The following is a 20,023-nucleotide window of genomic DNA, read 5'->3' on the forward strand; positions in this document are numbered from 1 at the left end:
CGACAGAACAAGGACGTTCTCATGACTGCCACACACGCACAGACGCCGACGGCGCAGAAAGCGAATCAGCGGAGGGTCGCGTTCGCCTCCATCATTGGTACGACGATCGAATGGTACGACTATTTCACGTATTCGACCGCGGCCGCGCTCGTCTTCGCCCACCTCTATTTCGCGCCGGCGGGTGAGGGCGTCGACCAGCTGCTCGCCTTCGCGACGATCGGCATCTCCTTCCTCTTCCGGCCGCTCGGCGCCTTCCTCTCCGGCCACTTCGGCGACAAGCTCGGCAGACGCTTCATCCTCGTCGTCACATTGGTCACGATGGGTGTGGCCACTGCCCTCATCGGTCTCATTCCCACGTACGAGACCATCGGGGTGACAGCACCGGTCCTTCTCATTCTCCTGCGCATCATCCAGGGCCTCTCGGCCGGAGGGGAGTGGGGCGGCGCGGCCCTGCTGGCCGTCGAACACGCCGATGTGGACAAGCGCGGTCGGGCCGGATCCTACCCGCAGCTCGGAGTTCCGTTGGGCATGTTGCTGTCGTCAGGCGTTATTGCACTCATGACTGGAGTCATCTCACCGGGAGACGCATTCATGGAATGGGGATGGAGGGTGCCGTTCCTGCTCTCGGTCGTGCTCATCGGCGTCGGCTATTGGGTACGGAGGGCCGTCGAGGACACCCCGGTGTTCAAAGAGATCCAGGTCGAGTCGGCCAAGCGCAAGGCACCGATCCTCGTGCTGTTGAAGAAGCATCTGCCTCTTGTGCTCGTCGCCGCACTCATCTTCGCCGGTAACAATGCCAGCGGGTATATGACCACTGGCGGGTTCGTGACGAAATATGCGACGACCGATGCGGTGGGCTTCTCGCAGACCGATGTGCTGCTGGCCATCACCTTCGGGTCATTCGTCTGGCTGGTCTCGACCGCGGTCTCAGGTTACCTGTCCGATGCCATCGGCCGGGTGCGCACGTACGTCATCGGATTCGCGATCCTCATCGTGACTGCCTTCCCGCTGTTCTGGCTCGTCGACACCGGGTCATTGGGCCTGCTCTATTTGTCTCTGGGTGTCTTCTCCATCGGACTCGGCCTCTCTTATGGGCCACAGGCCGCGCTCTATGTCGAACTCTTCCCGGCCTCGATCCGATTCAGCGGAGTCGCGATCTCCTATGCCCTGGGAGCTGTCATCGGCGGTGCGTTCGCCCCGACGATCGCCCAGGCACTCCTGCAGGCGACGGGCACGACAGCCTCGGTTTCGCTCTATCTGGTGATAATGGCGGTGATATCTCTTATCGCCGTGTCATTGCTCAGGGACCGCAAAGGCATCGATCTCTCTGTCGGCAACGAAGAGGAGCAGAGCGCGGGAATGTGGCGGGCGGGGAACTCACGCGTGCGCTGAAAGAGCTGAAAGACGGGTCCCGCCTTGGCCCCGTGCGAGTCGCCGAGGCGGGACCTCACCGGAGTCAGACCTCACCGATCGAGCAGGCTCAGTGCTTGCCCAGCTCGTCGATGAGCACCCGCTTGTTCTCCGAATAGTCGACGGGCGCGACGACGATGTGCACACCACCGGCCTCGAAAGCCGACGACAACACCGAATTCATCTCTGACACGTCGGTGAGCCGATGACCGGAGGCCCCATAGGATTCCGCGTACTTCACGAAGTCCGGATTGCCGAAGGTCAGACCGTAGTCGGGCATGCCGTCGGATTCCTGCTTCCACCGGATCATGCCGTAGGCATCGTCTTCGAGGATGAGCACGACGAGGTCCAAGCCCAACCGCACCGCCGTCTCCATCTCCTGACTGTTCATCATGAATCCGCCATCGCCGACGACGGCCATGACCCGACGTTCCGGATACGTCAGCTTCGCCCCGATCGCCGAGGGCAGCCCGGCCCCCATGGTCGCCAGCGCGTTGTCGAGCAGCAGAGTGTTCGCCCGAGTCGTCCGATAGTTGCGGGCAAACCAGATCTTGTACATCCCGTTGTCGAGAGCGACGATCCCGTCGACGGGCATGACGTCGCGGACCTCCTGCACGATCCGCTGGGGGATGAACCGATCCTCGTCGGCACCTTCGTGGATCTTGACGAGGATATCCTCACGCATCGGCAGCAGCGCCTCGGCGGTGGAGGTGGGGCTGTCGACCACCTCGGCGAGCCGCTCCAGGGTCGGACCCAGGTCACCGATGACCTCGAACTGCGGAAAATACACCTGCTCGACCACGGCCGCGCGGTAGCCGATGTGGACGACGGTGGGTCCGTTCTCATCCATCATGAACGGCGGCTTCTCCGTCGTATCGTGACCGATCGTGACGATGACGTCGGCGGCCTCGATCGCGTCATGGACGAAATCGCGGGACGTCAGCGCCGCCGTGCCCAGGTACAGGTCGGAGGACCCGGACACCGAACCCTTGCCCATCTGCGTGGTGAAGTAGGGGATGCGCATCTGCGCGACGAAACGGGAGAGGTCTTCGCTGCAGTCGGATCGGGAGGCATCCGCACCGAGCATGAGCAGCGGTCGCTTCGCCTCCCGGACGACGTTTGCGGCGTTCTTGATCGCCAGATCACTGGCGACGGCCCGCGAATTCGTGTGCGGTTCGATGAGCTCGTACCTGTCGACCGGCAGGCCGGCGATGTCTTCGGGCAGCTCGAGATGCACCGGCCCCGGACGTTCGGCCTGAGCGACGCGGAATGCCTCTCGGACCATGGTCGGAATCATCGCAGCCGAGGTGATCTGCTTGCTCACCTTCGTCAGCGGATCCATCGTCGCCACCGTATTCACCATCTGGAACGCCGCCTGCTCAGCCGTGCGGATGCCCTTCTGCCCGGTGATCATGATGACCGGCATGCCGCCGAGGTGGGCGTACGCGGCCCCCGTCGCAAGGTTGAGCGCCCCCGGCCCGAGCGTCGTCAGACACACCCCGGGTGTGCCCGTGAGCCGACCGTAGGTGGCCGCCATGAACGCGGCGGCCTGCTCGTGCCGAGTGAGGACGAACTCGATCGACGATCGGCGCAGAGAATCGATGAAATCGATGTTCTCCTCACCGGGTATGCCGAAGATGCGGTCGACGCCCTCGTTCTCCAAGGCTCTGATCATGACATCGGATGCACGCTGTGTCGTCATGTGCCCGACACTACGCTTTTGTCGGCTCGAACCCTATGACCGACCGCACACAACCGGCACCGAGGCGGCCCACCCACCCAGCGGACCCGACCTGGGCCCAGCCGGGGGAGGCGATAGACTTGCTGACGAAGAAGAATGACGTCCCAGCAGCTACGGGCAAGTACGGACAAAAGGACATTGATGACAGACCAACTCGACCCCTTGGACGAGTCGGCCGTGAAGCAGGCCGTCGACGCGGCACTGCAGGCATTCGCGGATTCGACGACTCTCGACGAGCTCAAGCAGGCGAAGATCGACCACACCGGCGACAAAGCCCCGCTGGCGCTCGCCAACCGAGCCATCGGCTCACTCGACAAGGCCGATAAGGCCGCCGCCGGCAAGATCGTCGGCAAGTCCAGGGGAGCGGTCAAGCAGGCCCACGACGCACGTCTGGCAGAGCTCGAAGCCGAACGCGATGCGGCCGTGCTCATCGAAGAGGCCATCGACGTCACCCTGCCCACCGACCGTCGCCGCCTCGGCGCTCGCCACCCGCTGAGCCTCATCCAGGAACAGGCCGCGGACTACTTCGTCGGCCTCGGCTGGGAAGTCGCCGAGGGACCGGAGATCGAATCCGAGTGGCTGAACTTCGATGCGCTCAACTTCGGCCCCGACCATCCGGCTCGACAGATGCAGGACACGTTCTTCGTCGACCCACCCGAGGCCGGCCTCGTCCTGCGCACCCACACTTCACCGGTGCAGTCGCGTTCCCTGCTTGAGCGCGGTGTGCCGCTCTACGTGGTGTGTCCGGGCAAGACCTTCCGCACCGATGAGCTCGACGCCACGCACACTCCGGTCTTCCACCAGATCGAAGGCATCGCCATCGACAAGGGGCTGACCATGGCGAACCTGCAGGGCACCCTCGACGGATTCGCCCGCGAGATGTTCGGCCCCGAGTCGAAGACCCGTCTGCGCCCGAGCTTCTTCCCGTTCACCGAACCGAGCGCGGAGATGGACTTCTGGTTCCCCAACAAGGTCGGCGGTCCCGGCTGGATCGAATGGGGCGGCTGCGGCATGGTCCACCCCAATGTGCTGCGCGCCGCCGGCATCGATCCTGATGTCTACCAGGGCTTCGCCTTCGGCATGGGCATCGAGCGGACACTGATGCTGCGCGAGGGAATCAACGATATGCATGACATGGTCGAAGGCGATGTGCGCTTCTCGGCCCGTTTCGGAATGAAGGCTTGATATGCGCGTCCCACTGAACTGGCTGGCCGACTACGTCGATCTCCCAGCCGAGACCGATCCCCATGCCCTCGCTGCCGAGTTCGCAGCCGTCGGTCTCGAGGAAGAGGACTTCTTCGGACCCGAGATCACTGGCCCACTCGTTGTCGGACGGGTGCTCGAACTGGTCAAGGAAGAGCACTCGAACGGCAAGACCGTCAACTGGTGCCGCGTCGACGTCGGCCCCGAACACAACGAAGCCCAGGATGATCCGAAGGACCCGCAGCCCGGTCCCGAGGTGCCCAGCCGCGGCATCATCTGCGGTGCCCACAACTTCGTGCCCGGCGACCTCATCGTCGCCTGCCTGCCCGGAGCCGTCCTGCCCGGTGACTTCCAGATCGCGGCGCGAAAGACCTACGGTCACATCTCCGACGGCATGATCTGCTCGGCCAAGGAACTCGGCCTCGGTGAGGACCATTCCGGCATCATCGTCCTGTCCGACCTCGGGCTGACCGGCGAACCCGGCGACGACGCGATCAGCCTGCTCGGCCTCGACCAGGTCACCCTCGACGTCAACGTCACCCCCGACCGTGGCTACCAGCTGTCGATGCGCGGAATCGCTCGTGAGTACGCGCAGATGAAGGGACAATCCTTCACCGACATCGGCAGCGCCTCGGTGGCGGCGGTGAACACTCCGACCGATGACGGGTTCCCCGTCGTCATCGAGGATTCCAATCCCATCAACGAGGTGGCCGGCTGTGACCAGTTCACCGCCGTTCAGGTCACCGGGCTGAACCCGAAAGCACAGACCCCGTTCTGGATGCAGCGTCGCCTGCAGCAGGCGGGCATGCGCCCGATCAGCCTGACCGTCGACGTGACGAACTACGTCATGCTCGAACTCGGCCAGCCGCTGCACGCGTACGACACGGCGCTCCTCGGCGACGAAATCGTCGTCCGCCGCGCCACTGCCGGCGAGAAGTTCACGACGCTTGACGATGTCGAGCGCACACTCGATGCCGAGGACCTGCTCATCACCGACCGGGGCGCCGGCCCGAGCGGCAAGGGCGGGAAGATCATCGGCCTGGCCGGCGTCATGGGCGGAGCCGACGTCGAGGTCAACGACCAGACGATCGAGGTCGTCATCGAGGCCGCTCACTTCGACCCGATCTCCATCGCCCGCACCTCGCGTCGCCACAAGCTGTCGTCGGAGGCTTCGCGCCGCTTCGAACGCGGAGTCGATCCGAAACTCGGGCCCGTGGCGGCCCGACGCTGTGCGGATCTGCTCGTCGAGCTCGGCGGAGGATCGCTCAGCCCCGCGACCACACAGATCGGCCAGGATCCCGAGCCGACCGTCATCGAACTCCCGGTCGAGCGCGTGGGCTCGCTTGTCGGTGTCGACTACACCACCGCCGAGGTGACCGGACTGCTCGAGGGCATCGGCGCAGCCATCGAGGTCGTCGGCAAGGGCCGGCTGGCCGTGACCGTGCCCAGCTGGCGCACGGACATCACCGACGACGTCGACCTCATCGAGGAAGTCGCCCGGACCGGCGGCTACCACCGCATCCCTTCCGTCCAGCCCGCAGCGCAGGCCGGCAAAGGCCTGACCGAGGCACAGAAGACGCGCCGCCGGATCTCGAACCTGCTGGCCGCCGACGGGTTCACCGAGGTGCTGTCCTACCCCTTCACGAACTCGAAGCGGGATGACCAGCTGCGGCTCGAGGCCGATGATGTGCGCCGGGCGCATGTGCGTCTGGCCAACCCGATGTCCGACGACCTGCCGCTCATGCGCACGAACCTGCTCTCGACCCTCGTCGATCTGGTGGTGCGCAACCTCGGGCGCGGAGTCAAGGATGTGGCCCTGTTCGAAGCGGGGCTCGTGTCCACCTCGGCGGGCCTACCCGAGGGCCCGGGACCGCGTCATCTGCCCGGATACCACCCGAGCGATGCGGAACTCGAGAAGATCTATGATTCGGTGCCGCACCAGCCCTACCACTATGCGGGCATCATCTCCGGCCACGCCGAACTGCCCGGCGTCTGGGGCAAGGGACGACCGGCCGAAGCCGCCGACGTCATCGACACCGTCCGTCGCATCGCCCGCACGAATGGTCTCGAGGTCACCGTCGAAGCCGATCAGATCGCGCCCTGGCATCCGGGCCGGGCCGCGAAGTTCGTCCTCGCCGACGGTCAGGTGCTCGGCCATGCCGGTGAGCTGCACCCGAAGGTGTGCGAAAACCTCGGCCTGCCGGCCAGGACCGTCGCCTTCGAGATCGACCTCGACGCACTGCTGGCCCAGGAGGATCTGCGCGCCTGGGACGGTGCGCTGTCGACCTACCCGGTGTCCCGTCAGGACGTTGCGCTCATCGTCGATGCCGAACTGCCGACACAGACTTTGGCCGCGACGCTGCGCGAGGGTGCGGGGGAGGAGCTCGAACTGCTCGAGACCTTCGACCTCTACACCGGCGACCAGCTTCCCGAGGGCAAGAAGTCACTGGCGTTCAGGCTGACCTTCCGGGCCCCGGACCGCACGCTCAAGGCCGATGATGCTTCGGCCATGCGTGAGGCGGCGACGAAGTTGGCTGCCGAGCGTCACGGCGCCGAAGTCCGCAGCTGAGTGAGCACAGCATGAAGGCCCGGTCGCACGTTACGGTGGTTCGACCGGGCCTTGCCCTCTCCGAATCGATGACCACCCACGAGGAGCACAGAGCATGACCGAGAATCTCACCCCCACAGCCACTGCAGTTCCGACGGAGACGATCGCACTGATCACCGGCGGTGCCCGCGGAATCGGACGCCACCTGTCGGAGGCATTCGCTGATGCCGGGTATCACGTGATCGTCACGGCCACCTCGGCGAGCAATGCGGAGGCCGCGGCCGATGAGATCGGCGAGGCGACCGGGGGAGCGGTCACCGGGGTCGCGCTGCGCACCGACGATATCGCCGCGGTGAAGGCTCTGCGCGAGTCCGTGACCGCGGTCGAGGCCGAGACCGGACGGCGCCTGCAGGTGCTCGTCAACAATGCCGGGCGCATCGAGTCGACTGAGGGCCCGCTGTGGGACGCCGACCCGGAGAGCATCAAGGGCGTCGTCGACGCGAACGTGCTCGGGGTCGCACTCATGGTCAATGCTTTCGCGCCCGTGCTGATGGCCAACGCCGAGGCGACCGGTCGGCCCAGCCGCATCATCGACCTCAACTCGGGTTCGGGAGCCAAAGGCACGCCGGCATATGCGGTGTACTCGGCGTCGAAGGCGGCACTGTTCCGTATCGCCGATTCGGTCGTCCACTTCGGCCATGACAAGGGTCTGCGGATCTTCGAGATGGCTCCCGGAGTCGTCGAGACGGCGATGACGAAGTCGATGCCGGTCCACGATTTCCGCACCGGTGACGACTGGACGTCGCCCGCACAGGTCACTGACCTCGCGCTGGCGCTGGCTTCGGGGACACTGGATGCGTTCACCGGGCGCTATGTGCGGGCCGGGGCTGATACGGAAGAATCTCTGCTCGCCGAGGCTGAGCTGGCTGATTCGACGAGGCGGCTCGTCCTCGGCTGAGGGGCATCGACAGGGAAGGGAGGATGAGATGATCCGAACTCTGCTCATCGACAATGAGGATTCGTTCACGGTCAATCTCTTCCACCTCCTCGCCGAGGTCAACGGCTGTGCGCCGACGCTCGTGCCCAATGATTGGGCCGAGTTCGATGTCAGCGTCCTCGACGAGTTCGACAATGTCGTGATCTCTCCGGGGCCGGGTACTCCGGAGAGGCCGGCCGACTTCGGAATCTGCGCCGAGGTGATCGCGCAGTCCCCGATTCCCATCCTCGGAGTGTGCTTCGGCCATCAGGGGATCGCGTATATGCACGGGGGAGTGGTGGCGCATGCTCCCGAGCCTCGGCACGGTCGGGTGTCTCCGATCAGTCATTCTGAGACCGGGATCTTCGCTGGAATTCCGTCGCCGTTCTTTGCGGTGCGGTATCACTCGCTCGCGGTAACCGAGCTGCCCGAGTCTCTTGAGGCGACGGCATGGTCCGAGGACGGTGTCATCATGGCGATGCAGCATCGGACGAGGCCGCAATGGGGAGTCCAATTCCACCCCGAGTCGATCGCGTCTGAGGAAGCTAGAGCGTTGCTGCAGAACTTCGCGAAACTGACCGTGGAGTGGTGCGCGAGACGCGAGACCGAACACGTCCCTGGGGGGACGGTCGCAGACCGTCAGCAAATTCAGGTAGCCGGCGACGTTCCTGTTGCACAGCGGCGATATGTCCTCGACACCGATGAGTTGTCGCAGACCGTCCCCGACGAGAGTCTGTTCACGGAACTCTTCGGCAGCGAGCCTGAGTCGATCTGGCTCGACGGCAACTTGCCCGGCAACGCTTCATCACGGTTCTCGATCATGGGCGCACCGACGGGTCCGCTGGCCAAAGTTGCGACAGCCTCGGTGCCGGACAGGACTGTCGACGTCCGGACGAATAGCGACGGGCCTGAGAAATCTGTTGAGACCTCCGGCTTTTTCGACTGGCTCGGTGCTCAACTCTCCAGCACCGATGTCGAGTTGGCAGGCAGTGACTCGGCTGAGCGCGCCGACAGTCCGTACCTGCCGTTCGATTTCCGGCTTGGGTGGGTCGGGTACCTCGGCTATGAGCTCAAGGCGGAGGTCGGCTCGCCGAACCGGCGCGAGTCCGAGCTGCCCGACGCCGTGATGATGTTCCTCGACCGTGCCCTCGTCATCGATCACGACACCGACCGCATCCACCTCCTCGCATTACGCCAACCTGATGATCCTGCGGGCCATACAGCGTCTCAACAATGGTTCGACGACATCCGCGCACAGATCGCAACGATCCCCGCTCACGACGGCGGTGAACCCGTCCAGCCGGGCGCCACCTCGGCGTGGGTAGAGTACTCAACCCGCGCTGACCACACACGCTCACACCTCTCGGCACGGCACAGTCGGCAGGAATACCTCGGGCTCATCGACCGGGTGCAGCGGGAGATCACCGACGGCGAAACCTACGAGGTGTGCCTGACGAACATGATCGAGGCCACGGCCGACCCGCACGAGTCACCGCTGGAGATGTACCTGCGACTGCGGGAGGACAATCCGACGCCGTTCGGGGCATTCATCCGCACCCGGGAGGCTGCGATCCTCAGCACGTCCCCCGAGCGATTCCTGTGCATCGGGTCGGACGGTCGGGTGGAGTCGAAGCCGATCAAGGGCACGCGTCCCCGCGGGGACACACCCGAGGAGGACGAAGCGATCAAAGCCGAGCTGGCCACCTCGGTGAAGGATCGGTCGGAGAATCTCATGATCGTCGATTTGGTGCGGCACGATCTCGGGCGCACGGCCGAGTTGGGATCGGTGCAGGTGGACACGCTGTTCGGGATCGAGTCGTATGCGACGGTGCATCAGATGGTCTCGACGGTGAGCTCACGCTTGGCCGAGGACGCCAGTCCGGTTGCGTGTGTGCGGGCAGCGTTCCCGCCGGGGTCGATGACCGGGGCGCCGAAGCTGCGGACGATGGCGATCATCGATGATCTCGAGGCCGGTGCGCGTGGGGTGTACAGCGGCGCGGTCGGATACTTCTCGCTGAACGGTGCCGTTGACCTCAGCGTCGTCATTCGTACTCTCGTGGTCCGCGGGGAGACCTTGCGGTACGGGGTCGGTGGGGCGATTGTTGCGCTGTCGGCCTCCGACGAGGAATACGAGGAGACCGTGGTGAAAGCGGCACCGTTGTTGCGATTGCTCGGCAGTGCCGACTTTCCCGGCGAAGACTCGTCCGACGGTGTTCTCTCCGATGAAGGGCCGGACCCGGAACTCCTCACAGTGATTCCCAGCGAGACGGCCCAACCGTCTAATGCCGATGTCGCCGAACGCACGGGGGCAGTCGAAACATGAGTGCGTGGTTGTGGAATCCGCGGGAGCGTCGTTTCGACGAGCCGACCGGTGACATCAGTGCGTGGACGCTGTTGGCAGCCGACTCGTGGTTCGTCGAGGACGGGCGTGTGCGGGCGTTCGAACGTCATCAGGCTCGGTTCGGCGATGCAGCGGCGCAAGTCGGCGGGTCGGTCACTGGGGACTTTTGGGCTGCAGCCGTCGAAAAGATTCCAGAGACGGGGGAGTGGTTTCCACGTGTGGACGTCCTGAGGCCGTCTCCAGGCGAGGCGCCGAGATTGGCCTTCCGACTGCGACCGGCACCGAAACGGACTCGCGAGTTACGGGTTCTCGTCCCGTCTCATCCTGACCCGCGCAAGACACCTGGTCGCAAAGGCCCGGACATTGGACTTCTTGGGCGACTGCTGGCCGAGGCTCGTGCCGATTGCGACTGCTCGGAGATGCTGCTGCTCAGCGAGGACGGCGTCGTGATCGAAGGTGCGACGACGAGTCTGTTGTGGTGGGACGGGGACACGCTCTGCGCACCCGCCCCGGATCTGGGAACATTGCCCGGAGTGACCTCGGCGGTGATCCTCGACGAGGCCCGCGCACGGTCGATTCTGGTCGAGCACCGCCGAACGCGACCCGAGGACCTTGCCGACTGTGAGGTGTGGCTGGTCAACGCTCTGCACGGGATTCGCCGAGTGCAGGAGTTCGTCGACGCTCGGGACGATGGCATTGGTGACAAGCACGGCCGGATGCAGCGGGCCGCGACGGGTTCCGCTGGGCGGGCCGCTGTCGCTGTGGAAAGGTTCAAGCGTTGGCGGGAATGGACCGACGCGGCGAGAGCTCCCCTGAGCGTATACGGTGAAGAGTCTTCGTAACGACAATGACGACGTTCGCGAAGTTGTCACCTCATCGACACGTATTTTCGAAAGTGGAGATTCGGTTTCAGTTGCTGGGAGTTTTCTGAGCCATGGGTTAAACAGGTTCCCACAGTCGTAACGTCGAAACGTCAATGAAGATGTCGCGACTAAGTGTGCTGTTATGTCTCAACTCAAGAATCCTGCGCCTTCTGATCACGAACACCATATTCAGGTCAGACGCGCGGCTGTCGCCAGTACCATCGGCACCACTATCGAATGGTACGACTACTTCCTCTACGGGACCGCCTCGGCGCTGGTGTTTCCGCACCTGTTCTTCCCCGATGTCTCTGCCTACGTCGGGACCCTCGCCGCCTTCGCCACCTACTTCGTCGGGTTCCTCGCCCGCCCGGTCGGTGCTGCGATCTTCGGGCACTGGGGTGACCGAATCGGCAGGAAGGTCATGCTTATTGTCACCTTGCTGATGATGGGAATCTCCACCGCTCTCATCGGCATCTTGCCCGGATCGGCGACGTGGGGAGACGCCGCGCCCATCATCCTCATCCTCCTGCGAGTGCTGCAGGGCATCGCTGTCGGCGGTGAATGGAGCGGATCGGTTCTGCTCTCCATGGAATGGGGCGACCAGAAACGTCGAGGTCTCATGGGCAGCTGGCCTCAGCTCGGCGTCGCTATCGGCCTCATCCTCTCGACCGGGCTCATGTCTGTGTTCAACGGAATCTTCGGCAAGGATGCGTTCATCGCCTGGGGCTTCCGCATTCCATTCCTGCTCAGCTTGGTATTGGTCGCTATCGGCCTCTACATCCGGCTGAAGATCATGGAGACTCCGCAATTTTCGAAAGTGGTCGCGGAGGAGACCACGACGACTGCACCGCTGCTGCAGGTGATTCGACGGTTCCCGAAGGAAATCATCCTCTCCGCTCTGCTGAGGATGTCCGAACAGATGCCGTTCTACGTCGTCACGGCCTTCGTGCTGTCGTACATGACAACCGGTTCCCACGGCCATGACTACACGTACAACTTCGTGCTCATCGGCACACTTATCGCTGCAGGTGTGGAGCTCGTCCTCGTTCCGCTTTTCGGGCTCTACTCCGACACGATCGGGCGGAAGAAGATCTACGCGTGGGGCGCGGCCATCATGGGCGTATGGGGCTTCATCTACTTTGCGTTCCTCGACAGCGGCGTCACCTGGTTGGCATTCCTCGCCCTGTGCTTGGGTCTCATACCCCACGCAATGCAGTACGGGCCGCAGGCGTCGATCATTGCTGAGAGCTTCCCGACGAATCTCCGCTATACCGGTGCCGGACTCGGCTATCAGCTCTCATCGGTCATCGCCGGCGGCCCAGCGGCACTGATAGCCACCTGGCTGATTCACCAGTTCGGAACGGGTTACGCGGTTTCGGTCTACATCCTGGTCTCAGCGGTCATCACACTGATTGCATTGAAGCTGCTCAAAGATCGGTCACGCAGTGATATTACGGAGGACTCAACGTACGAATGAGTGGAGGGAGCGAGGGGCCCTCAACCAACGCGAAGGACGGTGGCGCTACTTGAAGTACCTTCCACCCAACTGGGACCTCAGTCCAATGCAAATCTTCTGGATCGATACTTTCCATTGCAACCTGGTAGTAGACGTTCATTTCAAACTCTGAGTCGAACAGACCAATCAGCTCATCGGCCTCGCCGTGAACTCTGTGCCACACCAGGAACATCATCTCTTGGGACTTGTTCGATCTCATGTTTCAACCCCTACGTTCCGGCCCGGCACGGCAGCTAGTAGCTAGCTGGCATATTAGTTGCGTAGTGACTTGTCCTACCGTGAAACGGAACTGCCTGCCTCGCAACTTGAATAGGCCTAGCATCTCTCCGACGAAGTGGCCGTGTCTATGTCGGGCCGATGACGGTGATGTGTCATACGGTCACAAGCTCGCTAGGCATAGTTGTAGATCTCTGCGACTACCAATAGATCGCGCCCAGTCATCGCCCACCCACTCGCGTGTGATCTTCGTAGTGGCCAAATCCGCGAGCCAAGTCGCACTTCGCCCTGCCGCCTATGGTTGAACGGGAGTGCGCTCCTCCGCCATCATCCACTCGACGATTGCAGCGACATGAGCATCAACGGAGTCGATGGCAGGCAGGGGAGCGGCCTCCGGGGGAACCAACAGGCCGATCTCCGTGCAGGACAGCACTACCGGGTCCGCACCGCTACATAAACCACACAGCTCTCAGACTGCAATTCGGCCCGTCTTGGAAGCCGGGTATTCGTCTTAGCCAGTTGAAGGTCTATGGAAAGCCGGGGCGAGAATATGCCGGAAGGCTGAAGGAGTGGTGGAGACCGAGCCGATCTCCACCACTATTGCGAATCCCGAGCACACACCGCGTGTGCTCAGCCGACAACCTTCACCACCAACCGAAGATTCCCCATACGATGAAGGGCCCCACAGCAACCGATGCTAAACCGTAAATAAGCAGCTGCCTGAAAAGACGAGGTCGCACCTGCTCCTCGGCTGAACCAAGGATCAGACCGCCGGTGATTCCGAGCGGATTGATGTCGACGACGACCGATGCCAAAGCCACAGCGAGAATCGCTCCGATAGGCGAGACTCCAGCATCAACAACGCTTGGGAGCAACGGCATGACGGTCACAAACACAGCAATGGAGCTTGCGGCGAACGATGTGATTCCAGCGATATAGCAAAGGAGCAACAATGAAATCATGGGGGACCCGTCAACCGTCAGGAGCTGACTGATTCTCTCAAAGGCTCCCAGACTCTGCATGACTCCGATGTATGTGAGCAGGCCTCCGATGAGCAGGATCACCGACCACGGAATTTTCGACACGGCTTCTGAAGGTTCCATCCGCAGCACAAGCATCTGCAGACAGGCCACTGTGGCCCCAAGCAATCCGATATTGGCGTCAAAACCCACGGCTAGAACTAATACGAGACCGATTCCTCCGAGTGTCACGACGAGCTCTCGAGTACGAGGAGCGGTTCGCGCGAGTGTGGCGACACCGCCTCCGGACGAGTCGAGCGGCTCATCCGAGTGCCCGATTTGGCCCTTCGGCAACAGATTCCGAGCTCGAGAATAAATCAACGCGCCCACGCAGACCAGAATGCCGGCGAGCATCGAACCTGCCAGCAGAGTGATTGGGGTGTGGCTGGGCACAAGGAGGTGCGATGCACCGATCTGCTGTTTCGCAGCAATTCCGAAAACGGCCAGAGGTGACAACAGCCCACTGAGAATTCCCATGATCCCGAGTACAGCCATCATCAGCGCTGGCAGCCCATAGCGGGCGGACAACCCCAGCGCGATCGGAGCTACGATCGCGGTTGCCGCCGCGGGTAAGGTCCCGAAAGCTGTCAAGAGGGCACCAGCGAAGAAGGGAACCAGCGCCACAAGGGTTGCGTTATTGCGGACCAGCCGCAGAATGCCGTCAAGCATCCAATCGAGCGTTCCGTTGATTTGGGCGACGCCGAATAGTGCGGTGACGCCAACGATCATGATGAAGAAGTCGCCAGGGAATGAGGCAATGACCTCGGCCGATTCAAGCCCTGCCAACGTACTGACTCCGAAAGCGGCAGCGAGTGAACCAAGCCCCAGGTTGAATCCCTTGAGCATGGTTGCGGCGAATAGAAGAACAAGAACAAGTATGGACACGTCTGCGATATTCACGGTTCTGCCCTTCAGATCACTTTGCTTGAACGGAGTGCTGACACTTCTTCATGCGTCAGCGCACCGATCTCTTTCAAAACATCATCGGTGTCTTCGCCGAGGGCCGGGGGAGGTCCGCCGATGGTGTTTGTGAAACCAGAGAACTGCCCTGCTGGCGCTTGCACAAGTCGAGTTCCGCCGAATCCATCGTCAACCTCGACAACCGAACCGCGAAACCTGATGTGAGGATCATTGCAGACCTCTTCAGCGGAGTTGATCGGACCAGCGGCCACGCCTGCATGGTTCAGCTTCTCCAACAGTTCGTCAGCGTTGTGAGACTTAACAAAGTCTGCGACCTTCGCCTCGATCGTCTCGCGATGTTCGAGCCGTGTCGTCATCGTCCGGTAGGACTTCAGCTCAGCAACGCCCATGACGTCGACAAGACGTTCCCACATGCGTTCCGTCGATGCCGGGATTGCAACCCATCTCTCGTCTCGGGTCTGGTACAGATTGTTCGGGCTGATATGAGGGTTCTTGTTCCCCTGCCTCTGCACACTCTGGGGTGTCATGATTTGAGTAGACAGCAGAACCCGATGAAAGGAAACTGCTGCACATGACTACCAACCAATCCCCGCGGCGGCCCCGCAGAGAGTTCACCTCGGAGTTCAAGGCCGACGCCGTCGCGATGGTCACCGACCTCGGGAAGTCCCGAGCCGAAGTCGCCCGCGACCTCGACATCAACGAGTCGACGCTGGGCCGGTGGGTCGCGAAGGCCACTGGCACTGAAGGAACCGGCTCCGGATCAGCTCGACGCGCTCCCGACGCCAACAGTGATGACCCGGCCGAGATGGCCAAGGAAATCGCTCGTTTGAAGCAGGAGAACGCGTTCTTGAAAAAAGCCGCGGCCTTCTTCGCGAAGGAACAGCCGTGAGCGCGAAGTACGAGCTGATCCACACCGAAGAAGGCGCCTTCCCCGTCACCTTGATGACCCAGATTCTGGGAATTGAGCGCACCGGCTACTATGCGTGGAAGAACCGGCAGGACACCGAACCGGACCCTGAGTCCAGGCGTGGTCGCCGCCAGATCGTCGCCGACCGGGTCTACGCCCTGTGGTTGGCGTCGAACAAGGTCTACGGCATTCGCCGGATCCACAAGGATCTCGCAGCCGAAGGGATCACCGTTTCGCTGGGGTTGGTCGCTGCGATCATGCGCGAGCTCGGGATCGCGGGTGTCCAACCCCGGGCAACGAAGCGAACCACGATCCCTGCCGCCGATGCCCAGGACAGGGCGGATCTGGTGCGGCGGGAGTTCAACCCGCCGGTACCCACGACGCATCTGGTCAGCGACATCACTTATCTGAAGACGGGTGAGGGGTGGTTGTTCCTGGCCACGGTCATCGATCTCACGACCCGGATGGTGGTGGGGTGGGCGACGGCGAAGCATATGCGCACGAGTCTGATCATCGATGCTCTTAAGGTCGCCTACCAGGGCGGATACGTTGCCGAGGGCGCAATAGCGCATTCGGATCGAGGCAGCCAGTACACCTCTGCGGAGTATGCCGAAGTCGCACGATTGATGCAGGTTCGCTTGTCAGTGGGCAGGACTGGGGTGTGTTGGGACAACGCGGTCGCGGAGGCGTTTTTCGCTTCGTTGAAGAATGAGATGTTCCATCGTCAGCGATTCGCTACTCGCGCAAGGGCACGGCTGGCGGTCGCGGAGTATATCGAGGTGTTCTACAACCGGAAGAGGCGTCACTCGGCGTTGGGCTATGAGATCCCTGCCCGGGCGATGGAGTCGTTCTTCGATCGCACCGAGACGGAATCATCGGCAGCCGACCGGGCTGCTTGAGGAAATAGTGTTCTCCTGTCGAAACAACTTGACACAGTCCACTCGAACCGGTCACGCTGTATTCAGTGATGAAATCTTCCATCATTCGCAGGAGCGGTTCATAGAGAGGAATGTCGGCGAGTTGAGGTTCTCCGGTCAGGTCCCGCTGGCGCAGGGCAAGCATGGCGGCAAATGCGCCGTAGATTCCGGTTACACCATCTGCAACGGGGTAACCGGCAAAAATCGGAGGGCCGTCAGGTTCGCCCGTACGATGGGTCAGCCCAGCATACCCCTCTGCTACTCGTGCAAATCCCGGTCGATCCGCGTACGGGCCGGTGCGGCCGAACGCGTTGATGTGGACCATGATGAGATCCTTCTTGAACTTTGTGAGATCGTCGAAGTCGATTCGGTACTTCTTCAGTGTGGCGGGTCGGAAATTTGTCACCACAATGTCAACTGTTCGGACCAGTCGGCCGACTAGATCTGCAGCACCGTCGTGATGCAGATCGATTGTGACACTCCGTTTGTTCCGCCCATGCATCGCCCATGCGGCGGACAGATCACCGACCAGTGGAGGATACTTTCGAGCCGGGTCTCCTTCGCCTGGCTGCTCAATCTTGATGACGTCGGCCCCGAAGTCGCCCAGAAGCGATGCCGATAAGGGCCCGGCGATGATTGTCGAGAGGTCTAAGACACGAATACCCGATAAGGGCTGATCCGCCATAAGTGTTTTCCTTTCACACCGTCGTGAGAGCAATGCTGTGAGCATGCGTCTTATGCAAGCTTCGGCGCTGACACCCCGGGTGGGAAGAAGCGCACACCGCGCAATCGTGAGAGGAAAAACCTCTATCATCGCTGAATGAGAGTTCAACGAGCACGGTACTTCTTAGCTGCAGTCGATACCGGATCTTTTCGATCCGCTGCGGATCGTTGCCAGGTCAGTCAACCGACTTTGAGGGAGCAGGTGACTCTACTCGAAGAGGAACTCAACGTTGTGCTGCTGACCCGCAGCAAAATGGGCGTGCGGCTCACAGCGGCCGGTCGAAGTATCGTGCCGTATTTTAGGCGTCTGATTGCTTCGGAAGAGGCTGTTCATCGTATGGCGGCTGAAATGAGTGGCGCTTACCGTGGTCGAGTTGTCATTGGATCTATCGCCGCTCTCGCCGAGACGTTGATTGCTCCTGTGACCTCGAGATTGCTTGCGCAACATCCTGATCTGCGCTTCGAAGTGTCAGAGGCGAGCTCGGTTGAGATCGAATCAAACGTGCTCAGTGGCGCTCTGGATATCGGGGTGATTTCGGCGCCTCGGACTTCCGCTCCAAAGGGGATAGCCCGTACCCGAGTTGTCGAGGTCAGCTTAGGTGTCGTCGTTCCCGCAGACCATATTTTCGCCAAACTGAAAGCTGTTCGGTGGGATGATGTGGAATCTTGGCCGATCGTGACCATGCGACCAGGTACCGTCATCGGGCAAGAAGTCGCGAGTCGGCTCCCCCACGCCGACGTCGTAGTGCGGGCGGCTTCAGCACGGACCGTACGGGTCATGGTTCAGAACGGTGCAGGGGTCGGCATACTGGCCGCAATCGATTTTCAGAATCACGATACGGCCCTGACACGGCTTCCGCTCCTGGACACACCTCGATTGGAACTCTGTTTGGTTTACCGTACGGACAGCCAACCTTCGGCGTCTGCGCTGATCGTTCGACGATTTATCCAAGAACAGGGGGCTTCGCTGGTCGCGACTTGAATGCGTATTCCCCAGCAAGTCCCGCGGCCATTTTCGCACGCTCCTGAGGCTTCAGGATTTAGGGAACGTCGAGGAGACCTCGAATACTCGTCAGTGAGTCACGCCTGTGCTAATGCCCCAGTGCTCTAGACTTCGGATAGCGGTCTCATACAGAAGGACATCACGGACGGGGAAACCTACGATATGTTCCTGACGAACTCTCGAGGCGACCGGAGCACCCGTTTCGTGCGCTCTCGATGTCGAGAGTCTGTCAGCGCATCGTGTTTAGCTGATTCCGTTAGTACGCTTCTATCGGAGGCATAGCTGGTCTGCTTGGGGACTCGATACTCCATTTAGCCACGCAGGCCCGTGGTTAGCTGATCGCGGTAGCCTGACAATGCTGTGGGCACACACCTTCTCTTAAATGCATACACAGTGGGCGGAAGACGAAGACGATTCTGGAGCTAGCGGATCGCCGTCGACGGTCCATCAAAAATATGCAGACTCACTTTTCGTAGCGACCAGCAAGCGGCTCTAATTAAATAAGTAATTTCAAGAGATTTCGGCGCGCCTTGTTGAAGTACTTGTTGATATATCGTTGTGTCAATGGTGTCATTTTTAGAGGTCGCGACGGCCAAGATTGAACACGACACGTGCTTGTTCTTTTTATACTTCGGTGGCACAATCGGTCCAGTAGTCGGAAAGTTCGCCGAATTTTTAATATCTGTGGGCTGTGAGTCGTAGACGACATGGCTTGCTTGTCGGTTCAAAGAAGAAGCGATTGCGAGGATTCATGCACACTCTTGACGCCGGATCGTCCGTTCTCACTATGAGCGCTCATCACTCACCGGTGATTTCCGTCGAGTCCGGAGATGTCATCCGAGTCGAGACCTTGGACTGTTTTTCCAATTCGGTAAAGACGGAGGAAGATCTATTCAGCTCGGTTGGATGGGATAAGGTGAATCCTGCTACTGGGCCGATAGCCGTTAAAGGTGCATCGCCCGGGGATACGCTTCGAATCGATATCCTCGACATCGAAATAGGGGACGAAGGGACAATGACAACCCACCCCGACCTCGGAGTGCTGCCCGGCACAGTGGAGGAACGTACTAAGAAGATTCCGATCGTTGATGGATGTGTTGAATTCGACGAGAACTACTCTTTTCCGATTGAACCAATGATCGGTGTGATCGGTACAGCTCCGCCTGAGGAAGAAATACCGACGGGCACGCCTGCTGATCACGGTGGAAACATGGACACCAAAAAGATCGCTGCGGGATCCACGCTGTACTTGCCAGTCGAAGTACCTGAAGCCTTGTTGGCCCTAGGCGACGTACATGGTGCCATGGGCGACGGTGAAGTTGCGGTGTGTGGCTTGGAAATCGCTGCTTGGGTCACTATTCGCGTGAGCGTTGTCCCCGGACGACCAGTGCCGCTTCCATTCTTAACGAGTCCAACAGAGGCTATAGCTATTGCTTCACGAGAAGACCTCATGGATGCAGTCCAGGAAGCTACACGCATGATGCGAGACTTCCTTGTGCAAAATTCCGCCCTCGATTCTACCGATGCCCTGATGCTCCTGTCATTGAAGGGAACGGCCAGCATCAGTCAGGTTGTTGACCCGCTGACTACTGCACGTATGGAGGTGCCGCGCACTCTCCTTTCTGCCTACGGAGCTGAGAGCGCGATCGACATGTGACCAATTTACTTGTGTCATTCGATTCAGAGCGGCAGACCACGTGGAGGAGCCGTGAAGGCCAG

General features: G+C 61.4%; 13 protein-coding genes and 1 pseudogene. 10 read left to right on the plus strand and 4 right to left on the minus strand.

The features are described 5' to 3' along the window. Positions 1–21 precede the first annotated feature (21 nt). Complete coding sequence (locus ACQE2J_RS08035) at positions 22–1,392, plus strand: MFS transporter (protein ID WP_426937406.1); 1,371 nt, start codon at positions 22–24, stop codon at positions 1,390–1,392. A gap of 88 nt (positions 1,393–1,480) precedes the next feature. Here the strand turns inward: ACQE2J_RS08035 and ACQE2J_RS08040 are convergent, their stop codons facing one another. Next, a complete protein-coding gene (locus ACQE2J_RS08040; protein WP_426937407.1) occupies positions 1,481–3,112 on the minus strand; it encodes an acetolactate synthase large subunit in 1,632 nt (543 codons plus the stop codon). 180 nt (positions 3,113–3,292) lie between these two features. On the opposite strand from ACQE2J_RS08040, the gene pheS reads away from it, so the two are divergent. From pheS to ACQE2J_RS08070, 6 genes are all read left to right on the plus strand, one after another. Beyond that, positions 3,293–4,336, plus strand: a complete 1,044-nt coding sequence (pheS, locus tag ACQE2J_RS08045) for a phenylalanine--tRNA ligase subunit alpha (protein ID WP_426937408.1) — start codon at positions 3,293–3,295, stop codon at positions 4,334–4,336. A 1-nt stretch (position 4,337) separates the two neighbouring features. Further along, a complete protein-coding gene (pheT, locus tag ACQE2J_RS08050) occupies positions 4,338–6,923 on the plus strand; it encodes a phenylalanine--tRNA ligase subunit beta (RefSeq protein ID WP_426937409.1) in 2,586 nt (861 codons plus the stop codon). 94 nt (positions 6,924–7,017) lie between these two features. Further along, positions 7,018–7,860, plus strand: a complete 843-nt coding sequence (locus tag ACQE2J_RS08055) for an SDR family NAD(P)-dependent oxidoreductase (protein WP_426937410.1) — start codon at positions 7,018–7,020, stop codon at positions 7,858–7,860. 28 nt (positions 7,861–7,888) lie between these two features. Continuing rightward, a complete protein-coding gene (gene pabB / locus ACQE2J_RS08060) occupies positions 7,889–10,201 on the plus strand; it encodes an aminodeoxychorismate synthase component I (protein WP_426937411.1) in 2,313 nt (770 codons plus the stop codon). Beyond that, positions 10,198–11,061 (plus strand): aminotransferase class IV, encoded by an 864-nt coding sequence (locus ACQE2J_RS08065; protein ID WP_426937412.1) that lies wholly within the window; start codon positions 10,198–10,200, stop codon positions 11,059–11,061. The genes pabB and ACQE2J_RS08065 overlap by 4 nt, the downstream gene beginning before the upstream one ends. 163 nt (positions 11,062–11,224) lie before the next feature. After that, positions 11,225–12,559: an MFS transporter gene (locus tag ACQE2J_RS08070; protein WP_426937413.1), complete on the plus strand. Its 1,335-nt coding sequence runs from the start codon at positions 11,225–11,227 to the stop codon at positions 12,557–12,559. Between the two features lie 899 nt (positions 12,560–13,458). Here ACQE2J_RS08070 and ACQE2J_RS08075 read toward each other — a convergent pair. Further along, the gene (locus ACQE2J_RS08075; protein WP_426937414.1) at positions 13,459–14,733 is read right to left on the minus strand and encodes an SLC13 family permease; all 1,275 of its coding nucleotides are present in this window, start codon (positions 14,731–14,733) and stop codon (positions 13,459–13,461) included. Positions 14,734–14,744: 11 nt separating this feature from the next. After that, positions 14,745–15,299 (minus strand): CoA transferase, encoded by a 555-nt coding sequence (locus ACQE2J_RS08080; RefSeq protein WP_426937500.1) that lies wholly within the window; start codon positions 15,297–15,299, stop codon positions 14,745–14,747. Positions 15,300–15,325: 26 nt separating this feature from the next. Between ACQE2J_RS08080 and ACQE2J_RS08085 the strand changes: the two genes are divergently transcribed. After that, a protein-coding gene (locus tag ACQE2J_RS08085) for an IS3 family transposase (protein WP_425120641.1) occupies positions 15,326–16,560 on the plus strand; the annotation gives its coding sequence in 2 pieces (ribosomal slippage) (positions 15,326–15,611 and positions 15,611–16,560; 1,236 coding nt in all). Between the two features lie 58 nt (positions 16,561–16,618). Here the strand turns inward: ACQE2J_RS08085 and ACQE2J_RS08090 are convergent. Next, positions 16,619–17,392, minus strand: a pseudogene (locus tag ACQE2J_RS08090) (CaiB/BaiF CoA transferase family protein); the annotation flags it as partial. 6 nt (positions 17,393–17,398) lie between these two features. On the opposite strand from ACQE2J_RS08090, the gene ACQE2J_RS08095 reads away from it, so the two are divergent. Both ACQE2J_RS08095 and ACQE2J_RS08100 read left to right on the plus strand, forming a co-directional pair. After that, entirely contained in the window at positions 17,399–18,283 is an 885-nt protein-coding gene (locus ACQE2J_RS08095; RefSeq protein ID WP_426937415.1) for a LysR family transcriptional regulator, read from the plus strand. A gap of 772 nt (positions 18,284–19,055) precedes the next feature. Then, positions 19,056–19,961, plus strand: a complete 906-nt coding sequence (locus ACQE2J_RS08100; protein WP_426937416.1) for an acetamidase/formamidase family protein — start codon at positions 19,056–19,058, stop codon at positions 19,959–19,961. The last annotated feature ends 62 nt before the right edge of the window (positions 19,962–20,023 follow it).

It is taken from the genome of Brevibacterium sp. LE-L (assembly GCF_050214925.1).
In the GTDB taxonomy this organism is placed as follows: Bacteria; Actinomycetota; Actinomycetes; order Actinomycetales; family Brevibacteriaceae; genus Brevibacterium.

Bases quoted from the DNA above. Each gene is read 5' to 3' on its own strand.
- ACQE2J_RS08035 (WP_426937406.1), top strand. From the start codon at position 22: ATGACTGCCACACACGCACAGACGCCGACGGCGCAGAAAGCGAATCAG.
- ACQE2J_RS08040 (WP_426937407.1), bottom strand. From the start codon at position 3,112: ATGACGACACAGCGTGCATCCGATGTCATGATCAGAGCCTTGGAGAAC.
- pheS (WP_426937408.1), top strand. From the start codon at position 3,293: ATGACAGACCAACTCGACCCCTTGGACGAGTCGGCCGTGAAGCAGGCC.
- pheT (WP_426937409.1), top strand. From the start codon at position 4,338: ATGCGCGTCCCACTGAACTGGCTGGCCGACTACGTCGATCTCCCAGCC.
- ACQE2J_RS08055 (WP_426937410.1), top strand. From the start codon at position 7,018: ATGACCGAGAATCTCACCCCCACAGCCACTGCAGTTCCGACGGAGACG.
- pabB (WP_426937411.1), top strand. From the start codon at position 7,889: ATGATCCGAACTCTGCTCATCGACAATGAGGATTCGTTCACGGTCAAT.
- ACQE2J_RS08065 (WP_426937412.1), top strand. From the start codon at position 10,198: ATGAGTGCGTGGTTGTGGAATCCGCGGGAGCGTCGTTTCGACGAGCCG.
- ACQE2J_RS08070 (WP_426937413.1), top strand. From the start codon at position 11,225: ATGTCTCAACTCAAGAATCCTGCGCCTTCTGATCACGAACACCATATT.
- ACQE2J_RS08095 (WP_426937415.1), top strand. From the start codon at position 17,399: ATGAGAGTTCAACGAGCACGGTACTTCTTAGCTGCAGTCGATACCGGA.
- ACQE2J_RS08100 (WP_426937416.1), top strand. From the start codon at position 19,056: ATGCACACTCTTGACGCCGGATCGTCCGTTCTCACTATGAGCGCTCAT.